Origin of the sequence: Amycolatopsis echigonensis, from assembly GCF_002846615.1 — a bacterium.
GTDB classification, from domain to species: domain Bacteria; phylum Actinomycetota; class Actinomycetes; order Mycobacteriales; family Pseudonocardiaceae; genus Amycolatopsis; species Amycolatopsis echigonensis.
This window is the reverse complement of record NZ_PJMY01000003.1, coordinates 4,278,573-4,295,508: the sequence shown is the minus strand read 5'-3', so window position 1 is coordinate 4,295,508 and position 16,936 is coordinate 4,278,573. Positions and strand designations below refer to the sequence as shown.

Below are 16,936 nucleotides of genomic sequence, written 5' to 3'. Positions count from 1 at the left end.
CCCTTCCCGGGAAACCTGTACGACGGCTAGTCGCGCAGGTAAGACAGCAGGCGCAGGATCTCCAGGTACAGCCACACCAGCGTGGTCATCAGGCCGAAGGCGGCGTACCAGGCCCACTTCGACGGCATGCCGGCGCGGATCATCTTGTCGGCCTGGTCGAAGTCGAGCAGGAAGCTGAACGCGGCGATGCCGATGACCACCAGGCTGAACACGATGGCGAGCGGGCCGCCGTCGCGCAGCGGGTTGAACCCGAAGAACAGCGCGGTGATCAGGTTGACCAGCATCAGGATCGCCGCGCCGGCGACCGCGCCGACGATCCACTTGGTGAGCTTCGGCGTGACCTTCACCGCGCCGGTCTTGTAAACGACCAGCATCGCGATGAACACGCCGGCGGTGCCGATGAGTGCCTGCAGGGCGATGCCCGGCAGGAACACCTCGAGCAGGCCGCTGATCGCACCGAGGAAGAGGCCCTCGGCGCCGGAGTAGACGAGCGTGAGCGGACCGCTCGGCTTCTGCTTGAAGATGATCACCAGCGAGACGACGAGGCCCACCACCAACCCGCCGAGCAGCGCGCCGAGGAGCGGACCGGTCGGCGTGAGCCTGCCGAGCGCATCGCGCACGAGCTGGGTCTGCGCCCAGATCGCCGTGAGCACGCCGATGACGAGCGCGACGCCGAGCGACATGCCGGTCTTGATGACGACGTCGTCGACCGTCATCGGACGGTCGGCGGAGGCGGCACCCATCTGCCCAGGGCCGTAACCCGGGACGGCTTGGCCCTGCGGCTGGCCGTAGGGCTGGTCGAAGCCGACGTTCGGCCCGTACTGCCCGGTCGCGGCCCCGCCGCGCGGGAGATTGCGGAACGCCGGGTTGCTGCTGGAACGCACCTGTCCTCCTGGACTTTCTGGCACCTTGCATCGGGTTCAACGACCGCGACGGCTCGCTGGTTCCCGTTCGGGTAAAGCCGATTTTACTCATCACCCGCACGGGTGGGCGACCCCCGTTACGGCCACCGTAGGCGATGAAGGTCACGACCGTTCACCGCAGGTCACCCGATGGTCTCTAGACAACCCCCATGGTGACCCGCGAACCTTCACATCGCGTGTCCGGGAAGTGACCGAACGCGTGTCGGGGAGTTGTTCGATCAGGTGAACTGCGAGGACGCCGCTGAGGCGTCGGCAGGCACGTCGAAGGAGCCAACACACCATGGGGTGGATCTCACGCCCGCGCGCTCGCTGGCGCGCGGCCACCGGGCTGGTCGCGACCGCACTGCTCGGCGCACTCTCCGTAACCACGCCGGGGGTTGCCTCGGCTGCCGCGAGCCCGGTGAAAGGCCCTGGCCGGAACATCGAGCACACCGAGAACGGCACCACGTACGAGGATTGGCTTGGTTCGTACCAGGTGGGCGGCAAGAACGTGTTCTGCGTCCGGTTCCATCTGAAGGCGCCGGGCAGCGACGAGGCGTACCAGCCGGGCGATGAACTGCTGACGAAGTGGGGCGACAAGCTGAAGCCCGACGTCGCGGGCAACATCTCGTACCTGCTGTTGCGCTACGGCAGCACCACGAACGACGACGAGGCCGCCGCACTGGCCCACCTGCTGCACTCGTGGACCGCCCCGACGCACACGCCCGGCGACACGAACTTCGGCACGCCCCCGGACAAGGCCGCCTATCCCGAGCAGAAATACTTCGACGCCCTTACCCCGGACGCCAAGAACGACGTGGCCAAGATGAAGGCCGAGGCCGAGGCGAACCGCGGCCCGTGGACCGCGTCGGTCGTCGTGCCGAAGGGCGACCAGCGCCTCGGCCAGCCCGCGACCTGGACGGTCACGGTGAAGAACTCCCAGGGCAGGGGCATCCCGGACGTTCCGGTGAAGCTGACCGCCACCGACGGGACTGTCGGCCAAGCGGACAAGCAGCCGGACGTGGAGAAGACAGCGGATTCCTCGTCCGGCAACTCCGCGCCGCAGGCCGCGCAGAAAGACACGACGCTGAAGACCGATGCGAACGGCACGGTCTCGGTGAAGGTCACGCCTACCGGTGACCAGCCGAAGCTCGTCGCGTCGTTGTCCGCGCCCGCGGACAAGCCGACCGTGCAGAACCCGGTCAACACCAAGGACGGGATCCAGAGCGTCGTCGGCACGGGCGGCGAAAAGCAGCTGACCGCGCAGGGCGTCGTGGCCGTGGCGAAGCCGGGCAAGGTGCAGGTCACCAAGACCGACGCCAAGACCGGCAAGGGCATCGGCGGCGCGACGCTGCGGGTCACCGGCAAGGACCGCAAGACCGCGGCCACCAGCCAGAACGGCAAGCCCCTCACCGGACCCGACGGACAGCCCGCGGTGGTCACCACCAGCGGCGACAACGGGACCGCGACCGTCGAGAACCTGCTGGCCCCGCAGGAGGTCTGCGTGGTCGAGGTGAACGCGCCGCCGGGCTACACCAACGCGTTCGACCCGAACAACCCGCCCGCTGCGTGCGGCTCGTTGACGCCGGGCGGCACACTCGCGCTGACGGTGGCCAACACGCCGAACGAAGTGCCGCACGCGATTCCCGCCGGCGACCTGCCGGTGACGATGGCGAAGGGCACTGTCGAGACGAGCTTCTCCCCCTCCGGCATCGCGGGTCTCGCGGCGCTGGTGCTCGTCGGGTCGGCGCTGGTCGGGTTCGCCGCTCGGCGGTCGGCCCGGCGGTAATCGAAAGCAGCAAGGGCAATGAGCGGAAAAGGACGGCTGATCGGCGGGTTCGTGCTCGGCGCGGCGAGCGTGCTGGCAGTGGAACTCGCGACGGTCGTGATCAGTTCGCCGCCGACGACGGTGGTGGCCGGGAGCGCGTCCCCGGCCACCGCCGCCGTTCCGGCCGCTTCCCCGCAGCAGCTGGCTCCCGCGCCGCCTCCGCCGTCGAGCAGTTCGGTCCCGCCGCCCAGCAGTTCGGCGGCCGCACCGCCCGCCGCGCCCGCGGAGCACCGGGAAGCTCCGCAACCGGGACCGCAGGCGCCGGGCACGATCCGGCTGCCCGGCGGCGGGACCGCGGCGATGGTGCGGCAGGACCTCGGACCCGGCAACACGCTTCCGGTGCCGTCGGACATCGGCCAGGCAGCCTGGTGGGGTGCGGATCTGGACGCGGTCAGCGGCGCGAGCGTGTTCGCCGGCCACGTGAACTGGCGCGGCGCGACCGGCCCGTTTTCGGAGCTGTGGAGCGAACGCATCGGCGGCGTGGTCACGATCGTGGACCGCGCGGGCAAAACGAGCCGGTACCGGATTTCGCAGCTGGTCACCGTGCACAAGGACGATCTGCCGAGCCGCGCCGACGATCTCTTCGGGCAGGCCGGGCCGCATCGGGTGGTCCTGGTGACCTGCGGCGGACGGTGGATCGGCGGGAGCGACGGGTACGAGGAGAACCGCGTGGTGATCGCGGACCCGGAGTGAGGGGTCCCCTCAAGCCCCGCGGATAACGCGCGAGGGGTCCATTCGCGCAGTATCCGCCGAGCCCGGCGCGCGCGGAAATCCGCGTCACCTGCGAAAATCCTTGCCGATGCTAAGTTACTTGCGAGTAACATCACCCTGCCGCGTTGTGGTCAGGGCGGCGTCCATGCAGCAGAATGCCCATGGGTCCAGGCGGCGGCACGGCGGAGGGTGATGGAGATGGCGAAGTTCTTGGTGACGGGTGCGACCGGGTTGATCGGACGCCAGGTCACCCGGCAGCTGCTCACCCGGCCGGACGTGGAACGGGTCGCGCTCGTGGTGCGCGCGTCGTCGCGGGAGAAGCTGTCCGCGCTCGTCGACGGATGGCCGCATCCAGACCGCGTGACGCTCGTGACCGGCGACCTGGGCGAACCGCTGATGGGAGTGTCCGAAGCGGACCGGGAGGCGCTGCGCGGCGTCGACCACGTCATCCACCTCGCCGCGCTGTACGACCTCACCGCCGACGACGAAACCAGCATCCGGGCCAATGTGGAGGGTACGCAGAACGTCCTCGACCTCGCCGCGGACCTGAACGCCGGTTGTCTGCACCACGTCTCGTCGGTCGCCGTCGCGGGCGACCACGAGGGACTGTTCACCGAGGACATGTTCGACGTGGGCCAGCGGCTGATCACGCCGTACCACCGCACCAAATTCGAGGCGGAGAAGCTCGTCCGGGAACAGCACGAGGTGCCGTGGCGGGTGTATCGGCCCGCGGTCGTCGTCGGCGATTCGCAGACCGGCGAGATGGACAAGGTCGACGGCCCGTACTACCTCTTCCCCGCGATCAGCAGGCTCGCCGGGCTGCCCGACCTCCCGACCGCGGGCCCGGATCTGGGCGACACCAACGTGGTTCCGGTCGACTACGTCGCGAAGGCCCTGCTGGAACTGGTCACCACGCCGGGTCTCGACGGCCGCGCCTTCCACCTCGTGAACCCCGAGCCGCAGCCGGTGGTGTCGGTCTACAACGCGTTCGCCCGCGCCGCCGGGGCGCCGACGATCACCGTGCAGCTCGGCGACAAGGTGTCGAAGGGAATCGTCGGGCTGGTCAAGCTCAGCGAGCACATTCCCGGATTCACCATCGCCCGCGACGCGGTGCTGGAGCGGCTCGGCATTCCGCCGGTGCTGCTCGAAACGATGGCGTTCCCGTCGGTGTTCGCGTCCGCGGAAACCCGGAAGGCACTGGCCGGCAGCGGCGTCGAGGTGCCCCGGCTCGAGGAATACGCGCCGACGCTGTGGCGCTACTGGCGCGAACACCTCGACCCGTTCCGCGCACGCAAGCACGGTCCGCGCGGCGAGCTGGACGGCCGCCGGGTGATCATCACCGGCGCGTCGTCGGGCATCGGACGGGCCACCGCGCTGAAGGTCGCCGCTGCGGGCGGGGTGCCGCTTCTGGTCGCGCGGCGGCAGCACGAACTGGAAGAAGTGCGCGACGAGATCATCGCGGCGGGCGGCACCGCGTCGGTGTACCCGGCTGACCTCACCGACGAGGATTCGGTGCACAAGGCCGTGGACGCGATGCTCGCCGAACACGGCCGGATCGACATGCTCGTGAACAACGCCGGCCGGTCGATCCGGCGGTCGATCAAGCTGTCGTACGACCGGATGCACGACTACGAGCGCGCGATGGCCATCAACTATTTCGGCGCGGTGCGGCTGATCCTGGCGGTCCTCCCGCACATGTCGGAGCGGAAATTCGGGCACATCGTGAACGTTTCCTCGATCGGCGTGCAGGGAATCGCGCCGCGGTTTTCCGCCTACGCCGCGTCGAAGGCCGCGCTGGACTACTTCTCCCGGATCGCGGCGACCGAAACGCACGGCGACGGGATCACCTTCACCACCATCCACATGCCGCTCGTGCGCACGCCGATGATCCGGCCGACGAAGATCTACGACGCGTTCCCGACGAAATCGCCGGAGCAGGCGGCGGACATGGTAATGAAAGCGCTGGTCCGGCGGCCGAAACACATCGGCACCCCGGCGGGCCAGGCGATCGGGCTGACCTACACGCTCGCGCCCGGGCTGACGGACGCGATCGCCTACCAGGGTTTCCGGATCTTCCCGGACTCCGCGGCGGCGGGCGGCAGCGGGAAACTGAAGATCGGGCGGGGCGAGAAACACCTGTCCCGCGCGGCGATGGCGCTGGCCCGGCTTTCGCGCGGGTTCCACTGGTAGTGACGGCTTCGCGCGGGGGTGAGGCCGTTCAGGCGAGATCATCGCCAAGATTCGACCCGGGGCGGTGATTCACCACTCCTGGCGGCACGCACGCCAGGTGCGCGGGTACGGTCGTGGACATGGTTCCCGAGCGAGACAATGGCCTCCTCCCGCTGCGGCGCGAGTACACCGAAGCCTGGCGCGGCTTCGACCGCACCGAGGTGCGGCAGTACCTCGACCACCTCGAGGCCCAGCTGCACCGGCTGATCACCGACCGCGACGCGGCGGCGACTCAGGTCGCCACGCTGTCGCGGGAACTCGAAGCGGCGCGCGGCGAGACGGCGAAGCTGCAGGCCCGCGTAGAGGAACTGATGAAGCCGCCGGAGCGGCTCGAGGACCTGGACGAGCGGATGCAGCGCACCGTCATGCTGGCGCAGGCGCGGGCCGAGGAGATCACCAAGCGCGCGGAGGTGGCGGCCGAGAAGCACTGGGCGTCGTCGACCGAGGCGTCCACGAAGCTGCGCGAGCGGTACCGCCGCTTGGTCGAGGAGCTGGACAAGCAGGCCGACGCGCTGCACTCGGAGCACGAGGCCGCGCTGAAGGAGACCCGCGCCGAAGTGCAGCGGCTGACGGTCGAGGCGGCGCAGCGCCGGGAACTCCTCGACAACGAAGCCGAGCGCAAGCGCCGCAAGATCGAGCGCGATTTCGACGCGAAGATCACCGCCGAGCGCACCGCGCACGAGAAGATGATCGCCGACCAGCGCACGGCCAGCAAAAACCAGGCCGAGCGCCGGATCGCGGAAGCCACCGCGGAGGCGACCCGGCGCGTCGAGGAGGCGACGGCGGAGGCCAAGCGCCGTCTCGACGAGGCGACCACGCAGGCGGCCCAGCGCACCACCGCGGCGACGCGGAAGGTCGAGCGGCTCGCCGAGATCCGCGAACAGGCGCGCAAGAACCTCGCGCTGGCGGACGAGATCCTCGGCCGGAGCGAAAGTCTGCTGACGGCGCTGCCGTCGGAATCGGTGCTGCCTTCCGCCTCGAAGCTCGTCGGCGGCGACGACCCGGCCAAGCCGGACCCCTCGCCCGCGCCGGTCGAGACGAAGGCCGCGCCGTCACCGTCGCCTAAGCCGAAGCCGGAGAACGGTTCCGCGGCCAAGGCGCCGACCGGGAACGGTTCGTCGGCGAAGGGCGGATCGGCCGAAACCTCGACCGGGAACGGCGCGAAGAACGGTTCGACCGGGAACGGCGCGAAGTCTCAGCCGCAGACGGCGGGCAAGCCGAGCAGCTGACCCAAGCGGCTCACCGCGGTTCTGGAACGAAGTCCGTGAAGGGCTCCTTGCGGGAAACTGATTCCCGCAAGGAGCCCTTCACGGCGTTGAGGCAGGCGAGTCCTAGACCGTCCGCGGCCAGGGGTTCGCCGATTCCAGCTCGCCCGCCAATCCCAGCAGCACCGGTTCCCCGCCGGGGCGCGTCACCAGTTGCACGCAGATCGCCAGGTCGTGGACGGGATGGCGGGCCACGGGAACCGACAGCGCCGGGTATCCGGCGAGGTTCCACGGGCCGGTGAACGCGGCCACCCGCACCGACGGGACCGCGTTCGCCAGCCAGGATTCCCGGTGCCAGCGGCGGGCTTTCAACGGCAGCGTCGCCAAGGTCGGGGTCACCAGCACGTCGTGCGACTCGAAGAACCGCGCCGCGATCGCCTGCCATTCGTCGCGGGCTCGGTCGTTGACCAGGCGCGCCGTCAAGCGGCCCAGGCGGACGTGGAATCGCGTGCGCGGCTGGAGACGGGACAGATCGAAGGACCCCTCGATCTGCTCGGCCGGACCGGCGAACCAGCGGGCGAGCAGGCCGCCGAGAGCACGGAGTGGGTAGGCGGGCGTCGCGGAAGCGACCGAGTGGCCAGCTGAGCCCAGGAGAGCTCCGGCTTGGTCGACGGCGGCGCGAAGCGGGCGCGGCAGCGGGGCCCGGGTGAAGGGGACCTGGGTAGAGGTCGCGACGCGTTGCGGGCCCGACGGGGCCAGCGTCGCCCATTCCGGGCGGTCGGCCAGAACGGACATCAGGAGGGCGGCGTCGGCGACCGTGGTGGCCAGCGGGCCGTGGGTGGAGAGACCGAACCAGCCCGGGGTTTCTTCGCGGACCACGTCCCGGCCGGGTTTCAGGCCGACGATCCCGCACATTCCGGCGGGCAGGCGGATCGAACCCAAGCCGTCGGTGCCGTGCGCGATCGGGACCAGGCCCGCGGCTACCGCGGCTGCGCTTCCGCCGGAGGAACCGCCCGCGGTGAAGGACGGGTTGCGCGGGTTGCGGGCGATGCCGTCCGGATCGTCGCTGGTCGGGAAAATGCACAGCTCCGGCACGCGGGTCAGGCCGACGATCACCGCGCCGGCCGCGCGCAGGCGGGCGGCGATCAAACCGTCGGCATCGGCCGGGGTGCGAGGGCCGGCTTCCGAGCCCCAGCCCTGGTACTCGCCGGCGACCTCGGTGACGTCTTTGACCGCGACGGGGACGCCAGCCAGCGGCAGCGAAGCCAGATCCGGGCGGGCCGCGACTTCGGCGGCTTCGGCCCGCGCCTCGGCGGCGCGCACGCGGCGGAAAGCCCCGACGACGCCGTCCGCCGCTGCTAGCCGGGCGAGGGCTTCCTCGGTCACCTGGACCGGGTCCAGCTCTCCTGCCCGCACTCCGCGAGCGATCTCCACCGCCGTCTGTGCCATGGTCAGAACATTAGATCGCGCCGGCGCGCAAGGCATACGCCACGGCGTGCGCCCGGTTGTTCAGGCCGCACCGGGTCATCAGGCCGTACAGCACGTTCTTGACCGTCCGCTCCGAATAACAGAGCTTTGTCGCGATTTCCTCGGTGCCGTAGCCCTCGGCGACCAGCCGCAGCACGTCGCATTCGCGCGACGCCAGCCCGGACAGCGTGAGGCCGTTCGGCTCGAGCACGTCGCGGCGCATCCGCTGCACCTGCGCGAGCAGCGCGCCCTGCAGCCGCGGCGGCAGCGTCGCCGTGCCGTCCCCGGCGGCCAGCACGGCCGAGACCAGCTCGCCGCCGCCGGTTTCGCGGCGCGGCAGGATCGCGACGACGCCGCATTCGACGGCCGTCATCAGGTCGCTCTCGCGGAAATGGTCGACGACGATCACCAGATGCGGTCCGGCCAGCTGCTCGGACTTCCTGCCGAGGTCCCGCACCTGCGAGAGCACCCGGTCGGTCACGTGCTCCTCCATCACGAGGACCACGTCCGCCTGGCTCGCCGCGTCCTGGCCGAGCAGAGCGATCTCCGGGCGCGAGCCGAGCAGGCTCGCCGCTCCGGCCCGGGTGATCGGGTCCGAGGCGAGCACTGCGACCTTGACGAGCTTCACGACTGCCCCTTTCCACATTGCCTGGAGGCAGTGTGTCGGGCGAAACTTCACGTTTTCTGGCGCGCTCGTGAAGGCCAGTGAAGAAAACCAAGGTTTTCGCTGTTCAGCGAGCTCTTTTCGGGTCTTCGGCGGCGATCTCGCGGACCGCTTGCGCGGCCCGGTCGAGGCATTCGGGCATCCGGTCCAGCGCGGTGGCCCACTCCCGTTTGGCCTCGCGATAGCGGGCCCGCGCCGCGGCGGGCCAGCCGGCCAGCTCGGGTTCCACCGCGGACTCCAGTTCGGCGAGCACCGCGCCGAGGTCGCCGGTCGTCCGGCGGATCCGGGACAGCACCTCGGCGGCCTGCTCGAAGCCGGGGTCTCCGCTCATGGTCGGTCGGCGCCCCGCACGCGCTCATCTGAGCAGTTTGCGGCGACGGTCGCGGCCGCCCCGCGCGCGACGTCGACGAGGTCTGCCAGACTTCCGAGGATGCGATCGAACTGCTGCTCCCAATCGTTCATCGCCTGGCCGAACCGCACCGCGGCCTCGCCGCGCCACGACGCCTGCAGCGCCGCCATTTCGCTGTTCACCGTGCCGAGACAGACGTTCGCGGCGTCGATCGCCGCCGCGAACCTTTCGGCCTGCTCTGGCAGGCCCGCCGGGGCCGGAACCGGGTCCACGCCTCCTCCTCACCGTCCGCACGTCGAAGCCGCGATCGGGCGCGCGGGTCCGCGATCGAGGCTGCCGCAGGGATTCCCGTCCGGAAACCGGGGCGCGAGCCCGATGCCCCTTTGTCGCCGCAGGTGTGCCTGCCGGAGCGCCCCGCCGGTTTGCCCGGCGTTCACCGCGGGTCCTCCCGCCCGACGATGTCCACCGGACAATTCGCTGGACAAGACCGGCGGAAGCAACCTGGGGCAGTCCCTCCACGTCACCTTTTCGGCGTAAGCTCACCAGAGGCATCCGGCGTGTGACGATCCGTCAGCGCGTGAAGGGAGACCGATGTCGGCATCCGGCGGCGTCCCGGCGCCGGAAATCCAGCTGCTCGGACCGGTGCGAGCCTGGCTCGGCGACCGGCAGCTCGACCTCGGGTCCGCTCATCGGCGCACAGTCTTCGCGGTGCTCTCCCTCTCGCCGAACCGCACCGTCTCCCGCGAAGCGCTCATCGACGCAGTGTGGGGCGACGCGCCACCGGCCAGTGCGCAAGGGAGCATCTACACCTACATCTCCGGTCTGCGCCGCGTCCTCGAACCGGGCCGCCGCAAGGGGGCCGAATCGCGGCTGATCGCCTCCACCGGATCCGGCTACTCGCTCTGCGTCGAACCGGAGCAGATCGACGTCCACCGCTTCAGCGCCCTGCGCGACCTCGGCAACCGGCTGCTCGCGGAGGGACGCCGGGCCGAGGCGCGGAGCGTGCTCGACGAGGCTCTCGCGGAATGGGACGGGACACCGCTGCAATGCCTGTCCGGACATTACGCGACCGCGCAGCGGGTCCGGCTGGAGGAACTCCGGCTGGCCACCGTCGAACGCCGGGCCGAGCTGGCGATGGACTCGGGCGAGCCGGCCGGGCTCGTCGCGCAGCTCGGCGAACTCGCCGCGGAACACCCGTTCCGCGAGCCGCTGCACGGTCTGCTCATGCGAGCACTCGACCAGGCGGGCCGGCGCCAAGAGGCGCTCACCGTCTACACCGAACTGCGCGAGCGGCTGATCGAAGCGTCCGGAACCGAGCCCGGGCCCGCGCTGCGGGAGCTTTACGAGAAGCTGCTGGCCGCCGATGAGGCGGTTGCCCCCGCGCCAGCCACGAAAGTCCCCCGTTTCCCGCTGCCGGTGCTGCCGCCGCGCCCGGCGACGTTTGTCGGGCGGAAGGACGAGCTGCGAGTGCTCGGCGAGGCCATCGCCGGTCTCGGCGGCGGCCTCGGCCGTTCGGTGTGGGTCAAGGGCGAACCGGGAATCGGCCGGACGGCGCTGCTGGCCGAAACCGTCGCGCTGGCACACGAAAGCGGTTACCCCGCACTGTTCGCCGCCGCCGACTCGCTCGACCAGGGTTTTGCCTTGCGTCCGCTGCTGGACGCGCTCGGCGTGCACCCGCGTGCCTCGGATCTGCGCCGCGCGGAACTGGCGGTGGCGCTCGCCGAGAACCCGGAGCAGGACCCGGTCGAGGGCATCCTCGGACTGGTCCGGCAGCTCTGCGCGGACGGGCCGCTCGCGCTCGTGGTCGACGATCTGCAGTGGGCCGACGAAACCACGCTGCAGGTGTGGCAGCACCTCGCCCGCGAGACCCGGCGGCTGCCGTTGCTGCTCGTCGGAGCGAGCCGTCCGCTCCCCCGCTCGGCCGCGCTCGAAGCGCTGGCCGCGGAACTGGCGTCCGGCGCGACCTCGCTGCTGCGCCTGAAACCCATGCCGGAGAACGAGATCCGGAAGATCGCCGCCGACCTCACCGGGGCGCCGCCGAACCGGATGTTCTCGGTGCTGCTCGGGCACGCCGCCGGAAATCCGCGCTACGCCACGGAAATCGTCGAAACACTGCTCGCCAATTCGATGATCCTGCTGGACGGCGCGCACGCGATCGTCGACGGTACCTCGTGCCGCTCGATCCCGTCGCCGCTCGGCTCGCGGATCACGCTGTACCTGATCTTCCTCTCCAGCTCCGCGCGAGACCTGTTGCGCTGGGCGGCCTTGCTGGGCAAGGAATTCTCGCTCGGCGACATCGCGATCGTCACCGAACGCGCGCCGACCGCGCTCGTCGCCGCGGTCGAGGAGGCGCTCACCGCCGGGGTGCTGGTCGAGTCCGGCGATCTGCTCTCGTTCCGGCATCCGTTGCTGCGCCGCGTGTTGTACGAAAAGACCCCGGCCGCGATGCGCGTCGCGCTGCACCGGCAGCTGGCCGAGGCGCTCGACGGAGCGGGCGCGGGCGCGGAACGCGTCGCCGAGCAGCTGGCCGCCGCCCCCGCGCAGGTGGACCCGTGGGTCGCGAACTGGCTGGTCGAGCACATCGGGACGGTCGCCGCGCAGTCGCCGCGGATCGCGGTGGACCTGCTCAAACAGGTCGTCAAACAGGCCGTGCTGCCCGCCGAGGCCCGCGAACCGCTCACCGCCACGCTCGCCCGGCTGCTGTTCTGGCTCGGCCGGGAGCCGGAAGGGGAGGCGCGGTCGGTCGTCGCGCGCACCAAGGACAGCAGGCAGGCCGCGGAAATGCGCTGGATCCTCGCCTACATCTATTACCGCCGCGGCGAATTCGCCGAAGCGGCCGCGGAAGTCCGCCGCACGCTGGCCGATCCGAAGGTGCCGGAGATGTGGCGCGGACGGCACGAGACCCTGCGCTCGACCATCGAACGGTTCGCGGTCGACCATCGAGCGGCCGCGCCGGATCTGTCCGAACTGGGCGTGCTGGACGGGCTCGACAACGACGCCGACCTGAGCACCGCGCGTCGGCTGGCCGCGATCCGGGCGGTACCCGGCGAAATGCACCTGGCCGGCGCGGTGCACTACTACTGGCGCGGCCGCTGGGGCGAAGCGCTCGCCGAACTCGACACGGTGATCCGCGGCGGCGCGGAAACCGCGTCATATGTGTTGCGCAGCCCCGGATCAGCGTTGCTGGTGCACGGGGTCGGCGCGCTGATCGCGAGTCACCGGGACGAGCCGGTCGAGGCGCGCGCGCATCTCGACGCCGCGGCCCGGCACCAGTTCCCGCATGGTCTCGAACCGAACGGGGGCGACTACCTGCTCGCCGCGCGCGCCCAGCTCGCCGAGCTGCAAGGCGACCCGGAGGCCGCGCTCGCCGCGCTTCTCCCGTTGCTGGAACAGAACTATCCGCCCGCGGCCCGCCAGCAATGGCTGCCCGACCTCGCCCGGCTCGCCATGCAACTCGGCGATCAGTCGCACGGGTTCCGGGCGCTGCGGCTGATGGGCGACACCAGCGGCTACGACACTCCCCCATCGCACACCGCGGCGACCGCGCACTGCCGGGGCCTGGTCACCGCCGATCCGGACGCGATCCTCGGCGCCGCCACGCACTACGAGACCGCCGGGCGGATGCTCAAGCACGCTCGGGCGAGCGAGGACGCCGCGATCCTGCTCGCCGAGTACCGCCGCCTGGACGAGGCGCGCATGGCTTTCCTCGCGGCACTCACCAGCTATACCTCGGTCGGTGCGGCGTGGGACGTCCGGCGGGCCGAGACGCGGATGCAGCCGTACGGCATCCGGCGGGCCAGTCCGGTCCGCGCGCGTGCGGCAGGAGAGTGAACCGGGGTGGACTCGCGTCCATGATCGATCGGTAGACTCGGTCAACACGGCGAATGGGACGGCATGCCAGGGGATTTGCGGGTGACGGCACTCGGCCCGTTGCGCGCCTGGCGCGGGAAGACCGAAATCTCGCTCGGACCCGCGCGGCAGCGGGCGGTCTTCGCCATGCTCGCGGTCGCCGCCGGACGGCCGGTCCCCCGCGCCGAGCTGATCGCCGGAGTCTGGGGCGATTCGCCGCCGGCCAGTGTCGAAGGCAGCGTGCACACCTACATTTCCGGGCTCCGCCGCGCGCTGGAGCCGGAACGCACCCGGTGGTCCGCGTCGACCGTGCTCGGCTCCGGCCCGGCGGGCTACACGCTCGACCTCGCGCCGGAAGCTCTGGACGCGGCGAAGTTCGAGCAGCACCGGGAGAACGGCAAACGCGAGGCCGAGGCCGGCGCGCACAACCGGGCGGTGGCCGAATTCAGCGCCGCGCTCAAGCTCTGGCACGGCGAAGCGCTGTCCGGGGTGCCCGGCAATTTCGCCGAGCGGCACCGCGCGTATCTGGCCGAGCTGCGGCTGGACACGCTGGACCGCGCTGCCCGCAGCAAGCTGGAAATGGGCGGCCACCAGGAGATCATCGCCGAGCTGACCGCACTGACCGCCGAATACCCGCTGCGCGAATCGCTGCGGGCCTCGCTGATGCTCGCGCTCTACCGCGGCGGCCGGCATTCCGACGCGCTCGACGTGTTCCGCGACGCCCGGGCCACGATCCGCGCCGAGCTGGGCGTGGAGCCCGGGCCAGGACTGCGCGAACTGCACCAGCGTGTGCTCGCCGAGGACCCGGCGCTGGATCTTCGGCGGCCAGCGGTGCCGGCGCCGGTCGTGCGTGCGCCGCGGGATCCGTTGCTCGGCAGGGAAACCGAGGTCGGCAAGCTGCACCAGCTGCTCGACGGGGTCCGCGCGGGCCGCGGCCGGGCGGTGTGGATCGAGGGCGAAGCCGGGATCGGGAAGTCGGAGCTGCTGGCGCACGCGTTCGGCGACGCCGGCGGCCTGCAGGTCGCCTGGGTCGCCGCGGACGAGCTGAGCATGCGGTTCCCGTTGCAGGTCATGCACGAATGCCTGGCGATCGACCCGCATTCCCCGGATCCGCGCCGGGCTCGCGTCGCGCTGAACAGCGAGGAGCCGGTGCGGCGCGTCGGCGACCCGGTGCTGGACTCGGTGGACCGGCTGCTGGCGCTCGTCGACGAACTGTGCGCCGAATCGCCGCTGCTGCTCGTGGTCGACGACCTGCAGTGGGCGGACGAGCCGAGTGTCCTGGTGTGGCACCGGTTGTCCGCGGCCGCCCGGCAGCTGCCGTTGCTGCTGGTCGCCGCGACGCGTCCGGCACCGGAGCGCCCGGAGATGACCCAGCTGCGCCGGGGCGTCGAAACGCGCGACGGGGTCGTGCTCGATCTCGGTCCGCTCGGCGAGGACGACGTCCTGCGCCTGCTGCGGCGGCAGATCGGTGCGGACCCCGGGCCGCGGCTGCGCGATCTCACCGCGCGCGCCGGCGGCAATCCGTTGTACCTCAAGGAAATGCTGGACGCGTTGGTGCACTCGGACGCGGTCGAGCACCGCGACGGCCTTGCCGACGTCCCGGATCCGCTGCGGTTCGAGCCGCCGGAATCGATTGTCGCGGCGGTCAACCGGCGGCTGGAGCTGCTGCCCGCGGAGACCCGGCACGTGCTCGGCTGGGGCGCGATCCTCGGCATGGAGTTCGCGGTCGGCGACATCGCGGCCGTGCTCGGACAGCGTCCGTCGGACCTGCTCGGCCCGCTCGAAGCCGCCGTGGCGGACAACATCCTGCTCGACACCGGAACCCAGCTCGCGTTCCGGCTTCCGTTGCTGCGCCAGACGTTGTATCACCATCTGCCGCCGGAAACCCGGGCCGCACAGCACCGGCAGGCGGCCGAAGCGCTGGCCAAGATCGGCGCGCCGGTGAAGCGGGTCGCCGAGCAGCTCGTGGCCGTTCCCTCCACTGTGGACCCTTGGGTGCTGGACTGGCTGGTAGAGCACCAGACCGCGGTGTCGAACCGGGCCCCGCTGATCGCGGTCGAACTGCTGGAGCGCGCGCTGGCGGTGGTCGAGGACGACGATCCGCGCCGCGAGCCGTTGCTCGTCGCGCTCGTGCGGGTGCTGTTCCGGCTCGAACGGAGTCCGGAAGACCTTGCGCTGCGGGCGCTGGAGGTGTCCCGCGATCCGGACAACGCGGCGGAGATGCGCCACGTCGTGTCCGCGATACGGTTCCGCCGCGGCGACGTGCAGCTGGCGGTGGAGACGCTCGGGAATCCGGCGGAGGACCCCGGGGTCCCGGAACTGTGGCGGGTCCGGGGCCGCCATCTGCTGGCGAACTTCCGGCGGGGCGGGCTCGACGACCTCGACGTCGCGGAGGAGAACGCGCATCGCGCCCGGGCCGAGGCGAACGGCGACGGTTACCTCACCGCGCATGCGCTGCAGACCTTGTGGCTGGTCGATTCCGTGCGGCGGCACCACGCCAGCGCACTGAAGCACGTGGACGAGGCGATCGCGGCGGTCGGTGACGAGCACGAACTGGCCGACCTGCACCTGGATCTGCTGGACAACCGCGTCTTCACCCTGCAGAACCTAGACCGGCTGGACGACGCGAACCGCACGCTGCAGGAGGCCGCCGAGGTGACGCGGCGGCACAGCATGCCGAGCGGGCTGCAGGTTTCCGTGGCGGTGCACCGGTATTGGGAAGGCCGGTGGGACGAAGCGCTGGTGGAGCTGGACACGGTGACCGAGGACGGCCCAGCCATCACCTTCTTCGGCCTGCGCGAACCGGGTGCCGCGGCGCTGCTGCTGCACGGGGTCGCGGCACTCATCGCTGCCCGGCGAGGCGAGCACGCGCAGGCGGCCGCGCTGCTGGACGCGGCGGAGGAGCACGCGCCCGCGACCAGTGCCGAGCGGGAGAGTTTCGACTTTTTGCTCGCCGCGCACGCGCTGGTCGCCTATCAGGAGGGTGACTTGCAGCAGGCGATCACCGTGTTCGAGCCGATCCTGAACCCGACTTACGCGCAGATGATGTTGCGGCATCAGTGGTTGCCGCAGTTCGCGCAGATCGCGTTGGCGGCGGGCGACCGGGCAGCGGCGGAGCGGGCGCTCGCGGTATGCGTCGAAGAAGCCGACAAAGAACTCGAACCGGCGCGGGCGTTCGCGGCGGCTGAATGGTGTCGTGGGTTGCTGGGCGAGGATCCGGAGCCGGTGCTGCGGACGGTGGAGCATTTCCGCGCGGTGGGGCGGAAACCGGAACTGGCCAGTGCGCTGGAAGACGCCGCGGTGCTGCTGGCGGGAGTCGGTCGGCTGGACGCCGCGCAGACCGCGTTCGACGAGGCGGCTTCGCTGTACACGGAACTCTCAGCGGCGTGGAACCTGCAGCACGCGGAGAATCGGTTGCGGGCGGTCGGGGTTCAGCGCGGGACTTCGCTGGCATCGGCGCGGCCCGAGCGCGGCTGGGAATCGCTGTCCGCGCTGGAAGTCCGCATCGCCCGGCTCGTCGCCGCCGGCCGGTCCAATCCCGAGATCGCGACGGAACTGCGGTTGCCGCGTCGGACGGTCCAGGCACACGTGGTGCGGTTGCTCGGGAAGCTGGACGCGCCGTCGCGCAGCGAACTGGCCACCACCGTGGCGCGACGGACGGGTTGACGAGCGTCGGGGGTTGTCGCCGGCGGTCGGCAGGTGCGGGCGTCCGCTTCACCCTCCACCAGCTGC

At 71.1% G+C, this 16,936-nt stretch carries 11 protein-coding genes; 6 read left to right on the top strand and 5 right to left on the bottom strand.

Annotated elements, in window-relative coordinates; translation table 11 throughout:
• Positions 1 to 26 precede the first annotated feature (26 nt).
• Positions 27 to 884 carry a Bax inhibitor-1/YccA family protein gene (locus ATK30_RS25485; RefSeq protein WP_101437735.1) on the bottom strand — a complete coding sequence of 286 codons (858 nt, stop codon included), beginning with the start codon at positions 882 to 884 and terminating at the stop codon, positions 27 to 29.
• 319 nt (positions 885 to 1,203) lie between these two features.
• On the opposite strand from ATK30_RS25485, the gene ATK30_RS25480 reads away from it, so the two are divergent.
• The 4 genes from ATK30_RS25480 (at position 1,204) to ATK30_RS25465 (ending at position 6,899) form a co-directional block, all read left to right on the top strand.
• Positions 1,204 to 2,691 carry an MSCRAMM family protein gene (locus ATK30_RS25480; protein ID WP_101437734.1) on the top strand — a complete coding sequence of 496 codons (1,488 nt, stop codon included), beginning with the start codon at positions 1,204 to 1,206 and terminating at the stop codon, positions 2,689 to 2,691.
• An 18-nt stretch (positions 2,692 to 2,709) separates the two neighbouring features.
• Positions 2,710 to 3,423 carry a class F sortase gene (locus ATK30_RS25475; protein ID WP_101437733.1) on the top strand — a complete coding sequence of 238 codons (714 nt, stop codon included), beginning with the start codon at positions 2,710 to 2,712 and terminating at the stop codon, positions 3,421 to 3,423.
• Between the two features lie 216 nt (positions 3,424 to 3,639).
• Positions 3,640 to 5,631: an SDR family oxidoreductase gene (locus tag ATK30_RS25470; protein WP_101441065.1), complete on the top strand. Its 1,992-nt coding sequence runs from the start codon at positions 3,640 to 3,642 to the stop codon at positions 5,629 to 5,631.
• A 119-nt stretch (positions 5,632 to 5,750) separates the two neighbouring features.
• Positions 5,751 to 6,899, top strand: a complete 1,149-nt coding sequence (locus ATK30_RS25465) for a coiled-coil domain-containing protein (RefSeq protein ID WP_101441064.1) — start codon at positions 5,751 to 5,753, stop codon at positions 6,897 to 6,899.
• Positions 6,900 to 7,001: 102 nt separating this feature from the next.
• On the opposite strand, the gene ATK30_RS25460 is transcribed toward ATK30_RS25465, so the two are convergent.
• The 4 genes from ATK30_RS25460 to ATK30_RS25445 form a co-directional block, all read right to left on the bottom strand.
• A complete protein-coding gene (locus tag ATK30_RS25460; RefSeq protein ID WP_101437732.1) occupies positions 7,002 to 8,324 on the bottom strand; it encodes an amidase family protein in 1,323 nt (440 codons plus the stop codon).
• 10 nt (positions 8,325 to 8,334) lie between these two features.
• Positions 8,335 to 8,970 carry a response regulator transcription factor gene (locus ATK30_RS25455; RefSeq protein ID WP_101437731.1) on the bottom strand — a complete coding sequence of 212 codons (636 nt, stop codon included), beginning with the start codon at positions 8,968 to 8,970 and terminating at the stop codon, positions 8,335 to 8,337.
• Positions 8,971 to 9,073: 103 nt separating this feature from the next.
• Entirely contained in the window at positions 9,074 to 9,337 is a 264-nt protein-coding gene (locus ATK30_RS25450) for a WXG100 family type VII secretion target (protein WP_101437730.1), read from the bottom strand.
• A complete protein-coding gene (locus ATK30_RS25445; protein ID WP_101437729.1) occupies positions 9,334 to 9,627 on the bottom strand; it encodes a WXG100 family type VII secretion target in 294 nt (97 codons plus the stop codon). Before ATK30_RS25445 ends, ATK30_RS25450 begins: the two co-directional genes overlap by 4 nt.
• Before the next feature lie 319 nt (positions 9,628 to 9,946).
• Here ATK30_RS25445 and ATK30_RS25440 point away from each other — a divergent pair, with 319 nt between their 5' ends.
• Positions 9,947 to 13,186, top strand: a complete 3,240-nt coding sequence (locus ATK30_RS25440; protein ID WP_101437728.1) for a BTAD domain-containing putative transcriptional regulator — start codon at positions 9,947 to 9,949, stop codon at positions 13,184 to 13,186.
• Positions 13,187 to 13,249: 63 nt separating this feature from the next.
• Positions 13,250 to 16,870 (top strand): BTAD domain-containing putative transcriptional regulator, encoded by a 3,621-nt coding sequence (locus ATK30_RS25435; RefSeq protein WP_208637423.1) that lies wholly within the window; start codon positions 13,250 to 13,252, stop codon positions 16,868 to 16,870.
• Positions 16,871 to 16,936: the final 66 nt, after the last annotated feature.